This window comes from Rathayibacter sp. AY1A2, assembly GCF_002930935.1.
Lineage (GTDB): Bacteria > Actinomycetota > Actinomycetes > Actinomycetales > Microbacteriaceae > Rathayibacter.
This window is the reverse complement of sequence record NZ_PSTP01000001.1, coordinates 17,460-34,720: the sequence shown is the minus strand read 5'-3', so window position 1 is coordinate 34,720 and position 17,261 is coordinate 17,460. Positions and strand designations below refer to the sequence as shown.

The following is a 17,261-nucleotide window of genomic DNA, read 5'->3' as shown; positions in this document are numbered from 1 at the left end:
GCACCCCTGCCTGCGGCGTCCGGTGGCCGCCGCGCGCTCCCGCCTGGCGGCACACTGCGAACTCGCGGAACCTGGACCTTTTTCCCGTCAGGACTGCGAGAATCCGTAGCTATGACGTCGCTCGAAGACACCCGCACCGCTGTCGGCCGCCGAGCGGCACCCGAGACGCCCCTGACCCGCGAGGAGTTCACGGCGCACTGCGGCGCCGTCCTCGGGAACCTCACCAGCGTGATCGACGGCAAGTCGGCCGAGGTCTCGATGGCGCTGACGGTGTTCCTCGCCGGTGGGCACCTCCTGATGGAGGACGTCCCCGGCACCGGCAAGACGGTCCTGGCGAAGTCGCTGGCGGCCTCGGTCGGCGGCAGCGTCGCGCGCATCCAGTTCACGCCCGACCTGCTCCCCTCCGACGTCACGGGGGTCTCGGTCTACAACCAGGCGACCCGCGACTTCGAGTTCAAGCCGGGCCCGGTCTTCGCGAACATCCTGATCGGCGACGAGATCAACCGGGCCTCGCCCAAGACGCAGTCGGCGCTGCTGGAGTGCATGGAGGAGCGCCAGGTCTCGGTCGACGGCACCACCCACCTCCTCCCGCGCCCCTTCGCCGTGATCGCGACGCAGAACCCGGTCGAGATGGAGGGCACCTACTCGCTGCCGGAGGCCCAGCGCGACCGCTTCATGGCCCGCCTCTCGCTCGGCTACCCCGATGAGCGCGCCGAGCTCGAGATGATCCGCACCCGCGACTCGGCCAGCCCGCTCGAGGAGCTGCGGCCCGTCGTGGGCCTCGCCGAGCTCGAGCGGATGATGGCCTACGTGCGCTCCGTGTACGTCGCACCGCCTGTGCAGGAGTACGTGGTGGCGATCATGCAGGCCACGCGGGTGGACCCCGAGCTGCGGCTCGGGGGGAGCCCGCGCGCCACGCTCCAGCTGATCGCCGCCGCGAAGGCGCTCGCCGCCCTCAGCGACCGCGACTTCGTGGTGCCGGACGACGTGGACGCGCTCGCCGTCCCCGTGCTCGGCCACCGCCTCCTGCCCGCCACGCGCCTCCCCGGCCGCTCCGGCGCCGGATCCTCGCACTCGGTCACGGAGATCGTGCAGCGCATCGTCGCGGCCACCCCCGTCCCCTTCGGCAACCGTGGCGACTGAGGCCCGCCCCGCCGAGACGCCGTCGTCCCGTCTCGGCGGTCTGCCCGCGCTCCGCGGGGTCGCGCTGACGCTGCGCGGCTGGGCGCTCGTTCTGCTGGGCGTCGCGGGAGTGGTGATCGCGCCGCTGTCGGAGTTCCGCGAGCTGCTGTTCGTCGGCCTGGTGCTGCTGGGCCTGCCCCTGGGCGCGCTCGTCTCCCTGCTCCTGGCGCCGGCGTCGTTCCGGGTGCAGCGCCGCTTCGCTCCCCAGACCGTCGCGGCAGGCGACGTGGTGGAGGTCGACGTGCTGCTCGAGAACCGCGGCCGCGCCGTCCGCAGCGGGGCCCGCGCCCACGACCGGCTCGAGCGCGTGGAGCGCGGGGTCGTCGTCGGCCGGCCGGTCGCCGAGGGCGTCTTCGGGCTGCCGGGCGTCCCGTCGGGCGGCCGCGTGCGCGCCCGCTACCGTCTGCCCGCCGAGCGGCGCGGGATCCACCGCATCGGCCCGCTGCGCCTGGTGCGCGGCGACGGCCTCGGGCTCGCGCTCCGCGAGAGCGTCGTGGGGGCTGCGCAGCCGTTCGTCGTGACTCCGCGGGTCGTGCCGCTCCAGAGCGACGTCCTGGACGCGCACGGAGCAGGCGGATCGAGCCCGGTCGCGCACGCGACGGCCGGCGCCGGCACGGACGACGTGATCCCGCGCGACTACCGCCCGGGGGACGCCATGCGCCGGGTGCACTGGCGGGCGAGCGCCCGCTCCGGTGAGCTCATGGTCCGCCAGGACGAGCAGAACACCGATCCGCACGCGTGGATCCTCCTCGAGACCCGGGCCGAGCGCGTGCTCGAGCGGCGCGGCGACGACCGGCTCGAGTGGGCGGTGTCGATGACGGCCTCCCTCGCCGTGCACCTGCTCGACCGCGGCTTCGAGACCCACCTCGTCGAGACGGGTGCGGACGGCGAGCCGGAGCACTCGGAGGACGAGCGCGAGGTGGCGCACGACGTGCTGCTGCGCCTGGCCGAGCTGGCGCCCTCGCGCGAGTCGGTCGACGCGGTGACCCGGATCTCGGCCGACGTGCGCGACACCGGGGGAGTGCGACCGGTCTTCGCCGTGCTCACCCGACTCCTCGAGTCGGACCTCGACGCCCTCGGCTCCCTGGCCGCGCAGTCGCGTCCCGCGATCGCCTTCTTGGTCGCCGGCACCGCTGAGGAGGAGGCGGCTCTCGCCTCGCTCGGCTGGTACGCGGTGTCCGTCGACCCGAGCGCCTCCGTCGAGGAGGCGTGGGCGCAGGCCCTCGCTCTGCGGGTGGTGGCGTGAGCCGCCGCGTCGAGAGCGATCCGCGCGCCGGGTCGGCTCCTCTGAGCGGTCTGCTCTTCCTCGCGATCACGGCCGCCGCCGCCGGGATCGGGCGGCTCCTCGTCGGCGTCGACTGGCTGGTGCTCCTCGCGAGCGCGGTCGCCGTGGTGCTCGGCGTCCCGGCCGCCGCCCGGGCTCTGCGCGTGCACCCCGTCGTCCCGCCGATCCTCGGCACGCTGACGATGGTCGGCGTGCTGACCGCGATGTTCGTGCCCGGTCGGGCCCTGCTGTTCGTGATCCCCACACCCGGCGCCGTCGCGCAGGCGGAGGCGCTCGCGCAGGGCGGCTTCCAGTCCATCGCGCAGCAGGGGCTCCCGGCCATCGCCGACGACGGCATCTCGTTCCTCCTGATCGGCGGGGTGGTCGTGCTCGCCTGGGCGGCCGACCTGTTCGCCTTCTCCGTCCGCCTCCCCGCCCTGGCCGGTCTGTTCCCCGCGGCGCTGCTCGCGGTGCCGGCGATCGTGGACCCCTCCGAGGTGTCCTGGGCGAGCCTCGTCGTCACTGCGCTCGCCTACGCGGGCGTGCTCGCCGCCACGGCCGCCCCCCGCCGCCCGAGCGGCCCGAGCGCGGCCTCGGCCGTGCTGCCCGCCTTCGCGGCCGTGACCGTGGTCGTCCTCGGCGCGGGAGTCGTCGCCGGCTCGGCGGCCGGCTACGCGCGCACCACCGCCCCCTCGGGCGTCTCCGGCAGCCTCTTCAACGGCGCGATCGACCCGGTGGTCGCCCTCGGCGCGGACCTGCGCCGCCCGAACCCCGTGACCGTGCTGCGCTACGCCACCGACTCCGACCTGCCCGTCTACCTCCGCGTGCTGACCGTCTCGGACTTCGACGGTGACGACTGGGCGCCGAGCGAGACGGAGCAGACCGCTCCGATCGAGGCGCCGATCACGCCCGAGGGGCTCTCCGAGAGCGTGCCGCGCGAGGCGGAGGAGGTCGACGTCTCGGTAGAGACGCTGCGGAGCCAGTGGCTCCCCGTGCCGTATCCGGTCTCGTCGCTGACGGGCGTCGGCGACGGCTGGCTCCAGGACGCGCAGGACGGCTCGATCCGCGGCGACGCGACGACCCGCTCCGGAGACGACTACCAGGTGCAGGCGCTGCGGCTCGAGCCCGACCCGCAGCAGCTGCTCGCCGCGCCCGCGCCGTCCGGCGTCGACCGGTACCTCTCGCTCCCCGACGACGTGCCCGAGATCGTCCGCACCACCGCCGAGGAGGTCACGGCGGAGGCTCCGACCGCCTACGACCGGGCGCGCGCGCTGCAGACGTACTTCCGCTCGTCCGAGTTCCGCTACTCCGAGGACACCCCCGCGGAGGAGGGCTACGACGGCGACGGAGTCGGCGTGCTCTCGGCGTTCCTGACGACGAAGGAGGGCTACTGCGTCCACTTCGCCTCGGCGATGGCGGTGATGGCGCGCGAGCTCGGGATCCCGTCGCGGCTCGCCATCGGCTACCAGCCCGGCTCCGTCGTGCCCTCCGGCGGCAGCGACCTGACCACCTACCGCGTCCTCTCCTCCGACCTGCACGCCTGGCCGGAGCTGTACTTCGAGGGGGTCGGCTGGCTGCCCTTCGAGCCGACGCCCAGCCGCGGCGCTCCGGCCTCGTACACCCTGCCGAGCGCGACGGCGTCCTCGGGCCCCACCGCCCCGGGCTCGACCGCGACCACCGCGCCCGGTGCGACCAGCGCTCCCGCCGCGACACCCACTCCGACGGCCGCGTCGGCGACGCCGACCCCCGGTGCCGTCGGCGCCTCGAGCACCACGGCGGCTCCCGCGGCGACGCTCTGGGTGCTGCTCCTGCTGCTCGTGCTCGTCCCCTGGCTGATGCGCGCCGTCCAGCGCGCGCTGCGGCGCCGGTCCGCGCGCTCCGGCTCCGTCGAGGCCGCGTGGGCCGAGCTGCTGGCGACCGCCCGCGACCTGGGCGTCCCCGTGGAGGACACGGAGTCGCCGCGCGCGCAGGAGGCCCGCATGGCTCCCGCCCTCGACCCCGGAGCGGCGGCACGTCTGCAGGGGCTCCGGGAGCGCGTCGAGCGCCGGCGCTACTCGCCGTCCGCGAGCGAGTCGGAGGCGTGGGACGACGCGACCGCCGTGGCCGCCGCGCTCCGCGGCTCCGCGGGTGCCGGTCGTCGGGTGCTCGCGTCGGTCGTGCCCCGCTCGGCGCTGGACCCGGTCGCCCGGCTCGCGCGTCCGAGGTCCGACCTATGATCGCTAGGTGATCCCGGACCCCCTCGACGCCTCGCTCGCGCCGCTGATCGGGCCGCGCACGGCGAGTGCGGTCGAGAAGGTCTTCGGGTACCGCACGGTCGGCGAGCTCCTGGGCCACTACCCGCGCCGCTACGCGAAGCGGGGCGAGCTGACGGCGCTCTCGCGTCTCCCCGTGGGAGAGAGCGTGACGATCGTGGCGGAGGTGCGCGAGGTGCGCGAGCGGCCGATGCGCAACCGGCGCGGCACCCTGCTCGAGGTCGTCATCTCGGACGGCTCGGGCACGCTCTCGCTGACGTTCTTCGGACAGCCCTGGCGCGCGGCGAAGCTCCACCGCGGCGTGCGCGGGATCTTCGCGGGCACGGTCTCGATGTTCCGCGACACCCCGCAGCTCACGCATCCCGACTACCGCCTGTTCGACGACGAGGAGGCCGCCGCGACGGAGACGGGAGGCGGTGAGCTCGCGAAGGACTGGGCCGAGCGGCCGATCCCGATCTACCCGGCGACCAGCGCGATCTCGAGCTGGCAGCTCCAGGCCGCGATCGGCGTGCTGCTGGACGGCCTGCGCGACGTGCCCGACCCGATGCCCGAGCAGGTGCGCGCCGGCCGCTCGCTGCTGGGCCTCGGCGAGGCGCTGGAGCTGATCCACCGCCCGCAGCGGGAGGGCGAGGAGGCGCAGGCGCGCGAGACGCTGCGCTTCCACGAGGCGTTCCTCCTGCAGCTCGCCCTGCTCGAGCGCCGGGCCTCGGCGCGCAGCAGCCCCGCGACCGCCCGCGTGCCCGGCCCCGGCGGGCTGCTCGAGCGCTTCGACGCCGCGCTGCCCTTCGCCCTCACCGGCGACCAGACCGAGGTGGGGCACGAGATCGCCGCCGATCTGGCCGCCGAGAGCCCGATGACCCGGCTGGTGCAGGGCGAGGTCGGCTCCGGCAAGACCCTCGTCGCGCTCCGGGCGATGCTCGCCACGGCCGAGAGCGGCGGGCAGGCGGCGCTGCTCGCTCCCACCGAGGTGCTCGCGGGGCAGCACCTCCGCTCGATCGCGAGGACCCTCGGCCCGGAGCTCGCGGCCGAGCTGGTGCCGACCCTCCTCACCGGCGGGCTGGGGGCGGCGCAGCGCCGCGCGGCCCTCCTCCGGATCGTCTCGGGCACGGCGAAGATCGTCGTCGGCACGCACGCCCTCCTCGGCGACGCGGTCTCCTTCTACGACCTGGGCCTCGTCGTGATCGACGAGCAGCACCGCTTCGGCGTCGACCAGCGGGACGCCCTGCGCCGGAAGGGCGCCACCCCACCGCACGTGCTGGTGCTGACGGCCACGCCCATCCCGCGGACCGTCGCCATGACGGTCTTCGGCGATCTCGACACCTCGACCATCCGCGAGCTGCCCGCCGGGCGCCCCGGCATCACGAGCCACGTGGTCCCGCTCGCCGACCATCCCGCGTGGATCGCGCGGGCGTGGGAGCGCGCCGAGGAGGAGATCCGCTCGGGCCACCAGGTCTACCTCGTCTGCCCGGCGATCGAGCCGGGGGAGCCCGCCGAGGGCGCGCAGCCGCCCGAGGAGGACGCCGCCGCGCCGCTCACGACCGTCGCGGCGACGCTGGAGGGCGTGCGCGCGCATCCGCTGCTCGGGAAGCGCCGGTCGGCCGCGCTGCACGGGCGGATGACGACGGAGGAGAAGGACGCCGTGATGCGCTCCTTCGCCGCGGGGGAGATCGACGTCCTGGTGTCGACGACGGTCATCGAGGTCGGCGTGGACGTGCCGAACGCCTCGATGATGGTCGTGCTCGACGCGGAGCGGTTCGGGGTCTCGCAGCTGCACCAGCTCCGCGGGCGCATCGGGCGCGGCGGCGTCGCGGGGGTGTGCCTGTTCGTGACGGCGGCGGAGGCGGGGACGGTCGCGCGCGAGCGGGTGGAGGCGGTCGCCGCGACGCTCGACGGCTTCGCGCTCGCCGAGGTCGACCTCGAGCTGCGCCGCGAGGGCGACGTGCTGGGCGACTCGCAGTCCGGCGGGCGCTCGTCACTCCGCCTGCTGCGGGTGGTGCAGGACGCCGATGTGATCGTGGAGGCGCGGGCGCTGGCCGAACGGCTCCTCGCGGAGGACCCGTCGCTCGCCGCGCACGACCGGCTCCGTGCCGCGCTCGAGCGCCGCGTGCAGGACCGTGACCGGGAGTTCCTCGCCAAGAGCTAGGCGGTGCCCGCCCGCTACTCTGTCGGCATGGCCCGCATCGCCGTCGTCCCCGGCTCCTTCGACCCCGTGACCCTCGGTCATCTCGACGTGATCGAGCGGGCCGCGCGCCTGGTCGACGAGCTGCACGTCGTGGTGGTGCACAACCCCGCCAAGACCGCGCTGCTGCCGATCGCCCAGCGCGTCTCGCTCATCGAGCAGTCGATCGCGGAGGCGGGCGTCGAGGGACGGATCGTCGTCGCCTCGTGGAGCATGGGCCTGCTCGTCGACTACTGCACCGACGTCGGCGCGAGCATCCTGGTGAAGGGCATCCGCTCGCAGGTCGATGTGGCGTACGAGACCCCCATGGCGATCGTGAACCGCAACCTCGCGCACGTCGAGACGGTGTTCCTGCTGCCCGATCCCGCGCACGCCCACGTGTCGAGCTCGCTGGTGCGGCAGGTCTCCTCCCTCGGCGGCGACGTCGCCCCCTACGTGCCGCCCGCGGTCGCCGCGTACCTCGCCGCCGGCTGAGGCGCCGCCGATCGTCCACCCGGGCGATCCCGGGCCGTGGACCCGGGCGCCCGCGGCAGCCGGGAGAATGGACCGGTGAGCGAGACGCGCGTGCAGGCCTGGGCCCTCGACGGCATCCCGGAGGTGACTCCCGGTGACGACCTGCTCGAGCTGATCCTCGCGGCCGTCGCCGCCGCCGCCGAGGAGGACCGGCCCGCGGACGGCGACATCCTCGTGGTCACGAGCAAGATCGTCTCGAAGGCGGAGGGGCGCATCGTCGCCGCGACCGACCGCGAGGACGCGATCACGGCCGAGACCGTCCGCGTCGTCGCCACCCGGGCGCACGGCTCCGGCGTCACCCGCATCGTCGAGAACCGCCTCGGGATCGTCCAGGCGGCGGCCGGAGTCGACGCCAGCAACGTCGCGGAGGGGACGGTCCTCCTCCTCCCCCTCGACCCGGACGCCTCGGCGCGGGCCCTCTGCGCGGGCCTCCGGGAGCGGCTCGGCGTGGAGGTGGGTGTGCTCGTCAGCGACACCCTGGGCCGCGCCTGGCGCGTCGGACAGACCGACGCGGCCATCGGAGCCGCGGGCGTCCTCGTGATCGACGACCTCCGCGGCGGGGTCGACGCCCTGGGGCGCACGCTCGGAGTGACCATGCCGGCCGTGGCGGACGAGATCGCCGCGCTCGGCGACCTGGTGAAGGGCAAGGCGAGCGGTCGCCCCGTCGCCGTCGTCCGCGGGCTCGCCCGCCTGGTGACGGGAGTCGAGAGCCCGGGCGCCCGCACGCTGACCCGCACGGGCCCCGACGACATGTTCCGCCTCGGCGCCGACGAGGCCTTCGCCGAGGGCTTCGCGGCCGGAGCCGCCTCGCGCGAGGAGCGCGCGTGACCGGCTGGAGCGCGGTCGTCGTGTTCAAGGGCCGCGGCGGCTCGAAGACGCGCCTCGACGTGCCGGGCCGCGCGGCGCTGGCCGAGGCGTTCCTCCTGGACACGCTCGCCGCGGTGGCCGCCGCGGAGGCGGTGACGAGCCTTCTCCTGGTCACCTCCGACGCCGGTGCGGCCGATCGCGCACGGGCGGAGCACCCGCAGCTGGTGGTGGTGCCCGACCCGGGGACCCTCGACACCGCCGTGTCGGGGGGAGCCGAGGCCGCCCTGCACCGCCGGCCGGGCGCCCCGGTGATCGTGCTGACCGGGGACCTGCCCGCCCTGCTGCCGTCGGACCTCTCCGAGGCGCTCGCGACGCGGTCGCTCCCGGCCGTCGTCCCGGACCGCGAGGGGAGCGGCACCACGGCGCTCCTGCTGGCGGCCGGAGCCCTCGTCGCTCCGGCGTTCGGCCCGGGCTCGCTGGCCCGGCACCGCGACGCGGGCTGCGCCGTCGTCGTGCTGCCCGGCTCGTCGACGCTGAGGCTGGACGTCGACACGCTCGCCGATCTCGGAGACGCGGAGGAGGCCGGCGTCGGCCCGCACACCTCCCGCGCGCTGGCCGCAGCGGCCTGACGCGCAGGGAGTCCGAGCCGCGGACGCGGTCAGCCGGCGAGCAGCCCCGCCTCGAACGCCGCCGTCAGGCCGGCGTCGATCGCGAGCGGTGCGCCGTCGACCGAGCGGACGGGGATCGCCCGCCGGGTGCTCGACACCAGCCACGCCGCATCGGCACCGGTGAGCGCCGAGACCGGCAGCTCGCGGCGCGACGACGCGAGCCCGCGGCGCTCGCCCAGCGCGAGGACCCGCTCGACCGTCGTGCCGGCGAGCACGCTGCCCGAGAGCGGCGTCGCGAGCACCCCGTCGCCGAGGAGCACCAGGCTCGACGTCGCTCCCTCGAGGAGCAGCCCGTCGCTCGTGCGCCAGACCACGTCGTCCGCGCCCCGGGATGCCGCCTCGCGCAGCGCCGCCCGGGTGACGGCGCCCGAGGTGGTCTTGACGCCCGGGAGCAGCCACGGCGCGAGCGGACCGCTCTCGTACCCGCGGTCCAGCACGACGACGGCCGCGCCCTTCTCCCGGAGCGCGCTCGAGTCGGGAGTCGGAGCCGCGCGCACGGTGCACCGGGCGGAGTCGCCCGAGCCGTGGGCGGCGATGAAGCGGACTGTCAGGTCGTCGACCCGGTCGTGCTCCGCCACGGCGAGGTCGACCGCTCGGGACCAGAGCGGCGCCTCCGGGATCGTCAGCCCGACGGCCCGGGCCGATCCGGCCAGCCGCTCGAGGTGCTCAGTGAGCGCGCGGGGACGTCCGTCGAGGACCGCGACGGTCTCGAAGACGCCGTCGCCGCGGAGGTAGCCCGCCTCGTCGACGCGGACGAGCGGACCCTCCGGGTCGCGGAGGACGACGGCGCCGGAGGTGATCTCGACCAGGACGGGGGTGCTCATCCGCCCATCCTGCCCCCGGCGGAGCCTCAGCGGGGGAGGAGGCCGCTCGCCACGTCGGACGGCTCGACGATCTCGCGCCACGGCTCCGGCCGGAGTCCTGCCGAGCCGAGCACGTCGGCCCCGGCGAGGAGGTCCACGTCGAGACCTGTCAGCTCGCCGATCGCGGCGACCGGCAGCTGGAACGTCCTGAAGCCGCCGAGCGGCACCAGGCCCTCGCGCACGCGCTCCACGAGCTCGCTCTGGTCGAGCAGGTACGCGCTCGTCGCGAGCGTCGATCCGTCCGGGCTCCACGCCGCGATCTTCCAGAAGCGGCGGGGGATGCCCGTACCGCGGTAGACCGGGTCGTCGTCCGCGAGCACGGGCCCGGTGAAGACGCTCAGGCGCGTGCGCCAGGTCTGCGCGTACTCGAGCACCAGCGTCTCGAGCCCGAGCCACAGCTCCTGCGACTGGTTGAAGCCGCTCGCCTGGGGCGCGGCGTTCGTGTAGCAGAAGCTGTCGCGGTTGGCCGCGGCGGCCTCGTCCCGGTCGCCCCAGACGGGGTCGCGGCGGCGGACCAGGTGGCCGCGGTCGAGGTCGTTGCGGGCGTACACCTCCGGCCCGGTCTGCTCGGAGGCGGGGATGCGGTCGTCGAGGTGCCAGTCGTCGCCGCGGCCGAGCTCGACCAGGCGCGCGCCGTCGATGTTCACGGCCGTCGAGACGGCCAGGCGCCGCTCCGGATCCAGCAGCACCTCGAAGTGCGTGTACGGCAGGAGCCGCACCGGGCGCTCGACCCTCAGGAGCGGCGCACCCGCGGGGACGCCGAGGAAGTCCGCGTCGAAGCTCACTCCTCGACCTCCGCCGTCGGAGTCGCCGTGGCTGTCGCTGTCGGGGTCGCCGTGGGCGTCGCCGGGGGAGCCTCGGTCGCGGGGACTCCCGTGCCGGTCGGAGCCGGAGCCGGTGCCTGGGTGGCGGGAGCCGGGACCTGCGAGCCGTTGCTGATCAGCAGGGCGATGTCGGAGTAGCGCGCGACGGTCGTGCCCGCGGCCGGGTCGGTGCCCGCCACCACGCCGGCCGGGAGCGACGAGTCGATGGTCGCCCCCTCCTCGACGTCGAAGCCGAGGTCCTCCAGCGCCTCCGTGGCGTCGTCGACCGAGCGGCCGGAGACGGTCGGCACGGCGATCTGGCGGCCGTTCAGCAGGGCGCTGCTGGGCTCCTCGAAGTCGTCTCCGCCGTACTTCTGGTCGGCGCGGGTCATCACCGAGTTCCAGATGTAGTGGCGGATGTTGGAGGCGTACGGGCGGCTCTCGAGCTCCGAGTTCGGGAAGCGGACCTCGCGCATCGAGGTGTGGCCGTCGATGTTGCCCACCCAGACCACGGTCGCGACGCGCGAGCTCGCCCCGTCCATCCAGGTCGACTCCGCGTTGTCGGTGGTGCCCGTCTTGCCGATGTGCTCGATGCCGTCGTCCGGGTCGGACTGGGCGGCCGTGCCGCCGGTGACGACGCGCTGCAGGGCGTAGTTCGCGACCGCCGTCAGCTCGGGGCTGAGGGCCTGGTTGCAGGTGGAGGTCGGCGGCTGGACGGCGGCGCCGGTCGCGTCGGTGATCGAGTCGATGGCGATCGCGGAGCAGGCGGTGCCGTTGTTGGCGAAGCCGGCGAAGGCGGTGACCATCGAGAGGGGGGAGATGAGCGTGTCCGAGCCGAGGACGGCGGACGGCTTGTAGTCGACCTCGCCGCCGTCGGCCGCCTTCACGCCGAAGCCGACCGCGCGGTCGCGGATCGCGCAGAGGTCGAGCTGCTGCGCCATCGAGACGTAGACGGTGTTGATCGACTGCATCGTGCCGGTCAGCACGCTGTAGCTGCCGTTCTCGCTGTCGTCGTTGTTGACCTCGTAGGAGGTGTCGAGCTCGCCGCCCGGCGCGCAACTGGCGGGGAAGCCCGAGAAGGTGCGCTCTCGGCCGTTGATCGTCTCGTTCAGGGTGCGTCCGCTCGCGAGCCACTGCGCGAGCGTGAACACCTTGTAGGTCGATCCGACCTGGAACCCGGCGGAGCCGCCGTAGGCCGTGTCGGTGTTGAAGTTGACGGCGGAGAAGTTCGCGCCGTTCACGGCGCCGGCCGCGTCGTAGTCCTTGTTCTGCACCATCGCCAGGATCCGGCCGGTGCCGACCTCCATCGAGACGGTCGCGCTGCCGATGTTGGTGTCGAGGGTGGGGACCTTGGGGACGGCGTTGTTCGTCGCGTTGGCCGCGGTGTCCTGCAGGTCGCGGTCGAGCGTCGTGTAGATCTTGTAGCCGCCGCGCTGGAAGTTCGCGAGGCGGGTGTCCGCGTCGTCGCCGAACGCCGGGTCGTTCTGGACGACGCGGGTGATGTAGTCGCAGAAGAAGGCCGCGTTGCCGGCGGTCTGGCAGCCGGTGGGCGTCTGCGTGATCGCGGGGACGACCTCCTCGGCGACGGCGGCGTCGTGGTCGGCCTGCGAGATCTTCCCCTCCTGCAGCATCTGGTCGAGGACGTAGTCGCGGCGGACCTTGTTGTCCGGGATGTTCTCGGGCTGGTCGATCCTGAGGCCGTTGGGGTTGTTGACCGTGGCGATCAGGCTCGCGGCCTGCGCCAGGCTCAGGTCGGCCGCGGTGGTCGAGAAGTAGTACTCGGCCGCCGCCTGGATGCCGTAGACCTGACCGCCGAAGCCCGCGATGTTGAGGTAGCCGAGGAGGATGTCGTCCTTGCTGTACTTCTTCTCGAGGTCGACGGCGAGCTTCATCTCCTTGAGCTTCCGACTCGGAGTGGTCGCGGTCGCCTCCTCGTAGGCGGCCTCCGAGGCGGCCTCGTCGGTCGCGCTCAGCGACTCCGCCTTCTGCACGAGGACGTTCTTGACGTACTGCTGGGTGATGGAGGATCCGCCCTGGAGGTCCCCGCCGACGATGTTGCTGAGCACCGCGCGGATCGTGCCCTGCAGGTCGACGCCGCCGTGGTCGTAGAAGCGCGGGTCCTCGGTCGAGACCGCCGCGTCCTTCACGGACTGGCTGACCTGGTCGAAGGCCACCTCCTCGCGGTTCTGCGCGTAGAAGGAGGCGAGCAGCTCGTCCGAGCCGTCGGTGCGCTTGGCGTAGATCTCGGTCTTCTGGGCCAGCTGGCCGAGCTCGAGGTACTCCGGCACCGTCTCGAACAGCCCGATCGGGTTGTTCTCGGCGAGACCGGTGACGGCGAGGGCGGGAGTGACCCCGACCGTGATCAGCAGGCCCCCGGCGAGGCTGGCTCCGACGATCCCGAGGACCCGGGCGAGCACGCCGCCGCGGGCGGTTCCTTGCGCAGACATGGCTACGAGAGTATGCGACGAGTCTGGATCCGTCGTGCGGCCGCGCTCGGGGGCCCGGATGCCCGCCCTCCCGGCCCCGGGAGCGGCGGCCGCCGGTACGGTGAGCGGGTGACCAGAGCCCGAGCATGACCGCCTCCGCCGACCCCGCCGAGACGCGCCGCCGCGCGGTGCTCGTGGTGGCCGTCCTCGCCTCCTTCGTCGCCTTCCTCGACGGCACCGTCGTCAACGTCGCCCTGCCCGCCATCACCCGCGAGCTCGGCGGCGGGCTCGCGGTGCAGCAGTGGGTGGTCGACGGGTACCTGATCACGCTCGGCGCGCTGATCCTCGTGGCCGGCTCGCTCGCCGACCGCATCGGCCGGGCCCGCAGCATGACCATCGGCCTGATCGGCTTCGGTGTCACCTCGCTGCTGTGCGCGCTGGCCCCCACCGCCGAGGTCCTCATCGTGGCGCGGATGCTCCAGGGCGCCGCCGGCGCGATCCTCGTGCCCAGCTCGCTCGCCCTCATCATCGCGACCGTCCACGGCGCCGCGCAGGCCCGGACCATCGGCGCGTGGACGGCCTGGACCGGCACGGCGACGATCGCCGGCCCCGTGCTCGGCGGCCTGCTGGTGGACGCGGGCTCGTGGCGGTACGTCTTCGCGCTCAACCTGCTGCCGATCGCGGTGACGCTGGTCCTGCTGGGCAGGCTCGGCGCGGTCGACTCGGGGACCCGGGTGCCGATCGACGGCGTCGGCGCCGTGCTCGGGGTGATCGGCCTGGGAGGGCCGGTGTTCGCGCTGATCGAGCAGGAGCGGCTCGGGATCCAGCATCCGCTCGTGCTGACCGCCCTGATCGGGGGAGTCGCCGCCCTCGTCGCGTTCGTCGTGTGGGAGCGGCGAGCGGCGCATCCGATGCTGCCGCTGTCGCTCTTCGCGTCGCGGAACTTCACCGTCGGCAACGTCTCGACGGCGTTCGTCTACGGCGCGCTCTCCTTCGGCTTCTTCGCGCTGGGCCTGTTCCTGCAGCGGACCCTGGGCTTCTCGGCGACCCTGGCCGGGCTCGCGACGCTCCCGCCGACGATCCTGCTGCTCCTGCTCTCGCAGGTCTCCGGGTCGCTGTCGGCGCGGTTCGGCCCGCGGCTCTTCATGGGCGTCGGACCGCTGATCGCCGCGGCCGGGTTCCTCCTGCTCTCCTTCGTCGACGAGGGCGCCGACTACGCCACCCAGCTGCTGCCGGGGATCCTCCTCTTCGGCTTCGGCCTCGCGGTGACGGTCGCTCCGCTGACCTCGACGATCCTCGGCGCGGTGGAGGACGGGCACAGCGGAGTCGGCTCCGCCGTGAACAACGCCGTCTCGCGCATCGCGGGGCTGGTCGCCATCGCCGCGACCTCGCTCGTGGTCGGCGACTCGCTCGACGTCGAGGGCTTCTCCCGTGCCGCCGTCGCGACCTCCGCCCTCCTGGTCGCCGGCGGCGTCGTCTCCCTCCTCGGCATCCGCAACCCGGCTCCCGCCGACCGCTGACGACTGCTCGGGGAGCGTCTCCGACCCCCGTCCGGGGTGCGGCGCTCCGTGTTCACGCGGTGTCCGCCGATCCTTCGACGGAACGTGGATGAAATAGTTGTCGCTACATGGAATACTGATCGACGTCGATGCGCTTGCATACATCGGACGGGGACGCTCTCCCCGCGACGACCGTCACACTCGAGGAGAAACCATGACCGACACCGTCACCATCCCCGGCTACAAGGCCGGCACCTGGGTCATCGACCCCACCCACAGCGAGGTCGCGTTCAGCGTCCGCCACCTGATGATCAGCAAGGTCAAGGGCAAGTTCGAGCGCTTCACCGCCACGTTCACCACCGGCGAGAACCCGCTCGACTCCAAGGTCGAGGCCACCGCCGAGGTCGCCTCCGTCAACACCAACGAGCCCAACCGCGACGGCCACCTCCGCACCGGCGACTTCTTCGAGGCCGAGCAGTACCCGGAGATCCACTTCGTCTCGACCGCCGTCCGCCCGAACGGCGACGACTTCCTCGTCGACGGCGAGCTCACCATCAAGGGCACCACCAAGCCCGTCACCTTCGAGGTGGAGTTCGGCGGCTTCGGCACCGACCCCTACGGCAACTACAAGGCCGGCCTCACCGCCAAGGCCACCATCGACCGCACCGACTTCGGTCTGACCTACAACGCGGCCCTCGAGACCGGTGGCGTGCTCATCGGCGAGAAGGTCACCATCACCCTCGACCTGCAGGCCGCCCACCAGGCGTAGTCCGAGCCGATCGACCGGAGCCGTCCCTCCCCCCGGGGAGCGGACGGCTCCGTCGTTCCCGGAGCCGGTCCGGGATCAGAGGATGCCGAGCTCCGTCAGCTGCTCGGAGATGCCCGCGCCGTCGGGCGCGAAGACCCAGGTCGTGCCGCTGGTCAGGGAGCGGTCCTCGGCCTTGGAGCGGCCTCCCGCGAGCACCGCCTCGCCTGTGGAGAGCTGGCGGATCGCGATCGCCGCGACCTTGTCGGGGTGCTCGTCCGCGAAGTCGGAGTAGATCTCCTCGTCGTGCTGCCCGTCGTCGCCGACCAGCAGCCAGCGCACGTCCGGGAACTCGGCCGCGAGTCGGCGGAGGTTCATCTCCTTGTGCTGCTTGCCGCTGCGGAACCAGCGGTCGTGCGTCGGGCCCCAGTCGGTCAGGAGGAGCGCTCCGGCCGGGTACAGGTGCCGCGACAGGAAGCGGGTGAGCGCCGGGGCGACGTTCCACGCGCCGGTGGAGAGGTAGATGACCGGGGAGCCCTCGTACTGCCGGGCGAAGCGGTCGAGGAAGACCGCCATGCCGGGCGTGGGCATCCGGGCGTGCTCGTCGAGCACGAAGGTGTTCCAGGCGGCGACGAAGGGGCGGGGGAGCGCGGTGACCATCACCGTGTCGTCCACGTCCGACACGACGCCCAGCCGCGACTCCGGACGCACGATGAAGACGGGCGCCTCGACGGGCTTCGAGCCCGCGGTCGAGAAGGTGATGGTGTGCCAGCCGGGCTCGAGCGTGATCGGGAGGTCCGCGTCGACGACTCCGCCGCGGTCGGCCGTCACCCGGTGGGTCTGCCCGTCGGCCTCGACGGTCACGACGGCCCCGCTCACGAAGACGCTGGTGAAGCTCCGCCAGCCGCGCACGCCCTCGACGGGGCGGACCTCCTCGACCCCGGGAGGGGTCGGCCGCGTGTAGAGGACGCGGGCCAGGACGCGCAGCTGCGTCGTCGAGCCGTAGCCGGTGTAGGGGATGACCCTCGGGACGTAGCCCTTGCGCTTCACGCGCCTCATCCGGAAGGAGTGGAGTCGGTCCTCGAGGCGGGCGGCGCGGTGCATGACCTCCGCCTTGCCTGCGCTCAGGGGCTTGCTCTCGGGCGTCAGCGGCATCCGCCCAGTCTGTCAGACCGGATGCCGGACCGCGGATCGCGCTCTCACGCGATCGTCAGGCTCCGGTGGGCTCGATCAGCTCGGGGCCGTTCGCCGAGACGGAGCCCACGGCCGCGCCGACGCCGTGCACCTCGAGCTCCTCGGCCAGCTCGGCCGCGCCCTCGGCGGCCGCGCGCAGCAGCTCGCCGTCCCCGGGGGACGCCGGGTCCAGCCAGTCCTCGATCAGCTCCGGCTGCAGCAGCACGGGCATCCGCTCGTGCACCTCGGCGAGCGGCCCGGCGGAGGGGCGGGTGAGGACCGTCGCCGAGAGCAGCCACGGAGAGCCCGGCTGGGCCGAGCGCCACCACTCGTAGAGACCGGCGAACAGGAGGAGCGAGCCCTCGCCCGGCGAGACGTAGACGGGTGCCTTCGCCCCGTCCGCGCCGACCCGCCACTCGTACCAGCCCGAGGCGGGCACGATCGCGCGCCGGGAGGCGTAGGACTCGCGGAACGACGGCTTCTCGGCGACGGACTCGATCCGCGCGTTGAACAGCGGCGGCCCCGCGGACGGGTCGGCGGCGGAGCGGGGCACCAGGCCCCAGCGGGCTCCGGCGAGCCGGCGCCGCGGCGGGCTGCCCTCCTCGACCCCCTTCATCGACTCCGCGACGACGGCGATCCGCTGGGTCGGCGCGATGTTCCAGGACGGCTCCGGAAGGTCGGCGCCCGGCCCGTCGATGTCGAAGAGCGCCACCAGGTCGGCGGTGGTCTGCGAGAGGACGAAGCGTCCGCACATGGTTTCTCCCGGGTGTATCGGACCCGCGGAGCCGTCGCCCTTCCGGGGGCGCGAAACACGAGGGACTTTCGATGAGACGACCCCGACCGGCGGTCGCCGTGCGTACGATTGTAGGAACCACGACCGAAGGAGC

The 17,261-nt window shown here is 73.8% G+C and carries 14 protein-coding genes; 9 read left to right on the top strand and 5 right to left on the bottom strand.

Translation table 11 applies throughout. The annotated features are described in order from the left end of the window. Nucleotides 1–111 precede the first annotated feature (111 nt). The 7 genes from C5B93_RS00145 to cofC all read left to right on the top strand — a co-directional run bounded on the left by C5B93_RS00145 (nucleotide 112) and on the right by cofC (nucleotide 8,826). Complete coding sequence (locus C5B93_RS00145; RefSeq protein ID WP_104291484.1) at nucleotides 112–1,143, top strand: MoxR family ATPase; 1,032 nt, start codon at nucleotides 112–114, stop codon at nucleotides 1,141–1,143. After that, nucleotides 1,133–2,428 (top strand): DUF58 domain-containing protein, encoded by a 1,296-nt coding sequence (locus C5B93_RS00140; protein WP_104291483.1) that lies wholly within the window; start codon nucleotides 1,133–1,135, stop codon nucleotides 2,426–2,428. The genes C5B93_RS00145 and C5B93_RS00140 overlap by 11 nt, the downstream gene beginning before the upstream one ends. Next, entirely contained in the window at nucleotides 2,425–4,662 is a 2,238-nt protein-coding gene (locus tag C5B93_RS00135) for a DUF3488 and transglutaminase-like domain-containing protein (protein ID WP_104291482.1), read from the top strand. Before C5B93_RS00140 ends, C5B93_RS00135 begins: the two co-directional genes overlap by 4 nt. A 7-nt stretch (nucleotides 4,663–4,669) precedes the next feature. Continuing rightward, complete coding sequence (locus tag C5B93_RS00130) at nucleotides 4,670–6,841, top strand: ATP-dependent DNA helicase RecG (protein ID WP_374953128.1); 2,172 nt, start codon at nucleotides 4,670–4,672, stop codon at nucleotides 6,839–6,841. Nucleotides 6,842–6,868: 27 nt separating this feature from the next. Further along, the gene (coaD, locus tag C5B93_RS00125; protein WP_104223138.1) at nucleotides 6,869–7,351 is read left to right on the top strand and encodes a pantetheine-phosphate adenylyltransferase; all 483 of its coding nucleotides are present in this window, start codon (nucleotides 6,869–6,871) and stop codon (nucleotides 7,349–7,351) included. A gap of 75 nt (nucleotides 7,352–7,426) precedes the next feature. Further along, nucleotides 7,427–8,218, top strand: coding sequence for a coenzyme F420-0:L-glutamate ligase (locus C5B93_RS00120; protein WP_258059731.1), 792 nt, complete (start codon nucleotides 7,427–7,429; stop codon nucleotides 8,216–8,218). Next, nucleotides 8,215–8,826: a 2-phospho-L-lactate guanylyltransferase gene (gene cofC / locus C5B93_RS00115; RefSeq protein ID WP_104291481.1), complete on the top strand. Its 612-nt coding sequence runs from the start codon at nucleotides 8,215–8,217 to the stop codon at nucleotides 8,824–8,826. The genes C5B93_RS00120 and cofC overlap by 4 nt, the downstream gene beginning before the upstream one ends. Before the next feature lie 29 nt (nucleotides 8,827–8,855). Here cofC and C5B93_RS00110 read toward each other — a convergent pair whose 3' ends face one another. Genes C5B93_RS00110 through C5B93_RS00100 form a run of 3 tightly spaced genes read right to left on the bottom strand, consistent with a single transcriptional unit; the run spans nucleotide 8,856 to nucleotide 12,978 of the window. Next, nucleotides 8,856–9,689, bottom strand: a complete 834-nt coding sequence (locus tag C5B93_RS00110) for an aminotransferase class IV (RefSeq protein WP_104291480.1) — start codon at nucleotides 9,687–9,689, stop codon at nucleotides 8,856–8,858. A 26-nt stretch (nucleotides 9,690–9,715) separates the two neighbouring features. Continuing rightward, complete coding sequence (locus tag C5B93_RS00105) at nucleotides 9,716–10,513, bottom strand: DNA/RNA non-specific endonuclease (RefSeq protein ID WP_104246547.1); 798 nt, start codon at nucleotides 10,511–10,513, stop codon at nucleotides 9,716–9,718. Beyond that, nucleotides 10,510–12,978 carry a transglycosylase domain-containing protein gene (locus tag C5B93_RS00100; RefSeq protein WP_104291479.1) on the bottom strand — a complete coding sequence of 823 codons (2,469 nt, stop codon included), beginning with the start codon at nucleotides 12,976–12,978 and terminating at the stop codon, nucleotides 10,510–10,512. The genes C5B93_RS00105 and C5B93_RS00100 overlap by 4 nt, the downstream gene beginning before the upstream one ends. Before the next feature lie 125 nt (nucleotides 12,979–13,103). On the opposite strand from C5B93_RS00100, the gene C5B93_RS00095 reads away from it, so the two are divergent. After that, complete coding sequence (locus tag C5B93_RS00095) at nucleotides 13,104–14,477, top strand: DHA2 family efflux MFS transporter permease subunit (protein WP_104291478.1); 1,374 nt, start codon at nucleotides 13,104–13,106, stop codon at nucleotides 14,475–14,477. Between the two features lie 193 nt (nucleotides 14,478–14,670). Next, nucleotides 14,671–15,225: a YceI family protein gene (locus tag C5B93_RS00090; protein WP_104237910.1), complete on the top strand. Its 555-nt coding sequence runs from the start codon at nucleotides 14,671–14,673 to the stop codon at nucleotides 15,223–15,225. A 75-nt stretch (nucleotides 15,226–15,300) separates the two neighbouring features. On the opposite strand, the gene C5B93_RS00085 is transcribed toward C5B93_RS00090, so the two are convergent. Both C5B93_RS00085 and C5B93_RS00080 read right to left on the bottom strand, forming a co-directional pair. Further along, nucleotides 15,301–16,356 (bottom strand): App1 family protein, encoded by a 1,056-nt coding sequence (locus C5B93_RS00085; RefSeq protein WP_244230626.1) that lies wholly within the window; start codon nucleotides 16,354–16,356, stop codon nucleotides 15,301–15,303. A 55-nt stretch (nucleotides 16,357–16,411) separates the two neighbouring features. Next, entirely contained in the window at nucleotides 16,412–17,128 is a 717-nt protein-coding gene (locus C5B93_RS00080) for an SOS response-associated peptidase (RefSeq protein WP_104291477.1), read from the bottom strand. Nucleotides 17,129–17,261: the final 133 nt, after the last annotated feature.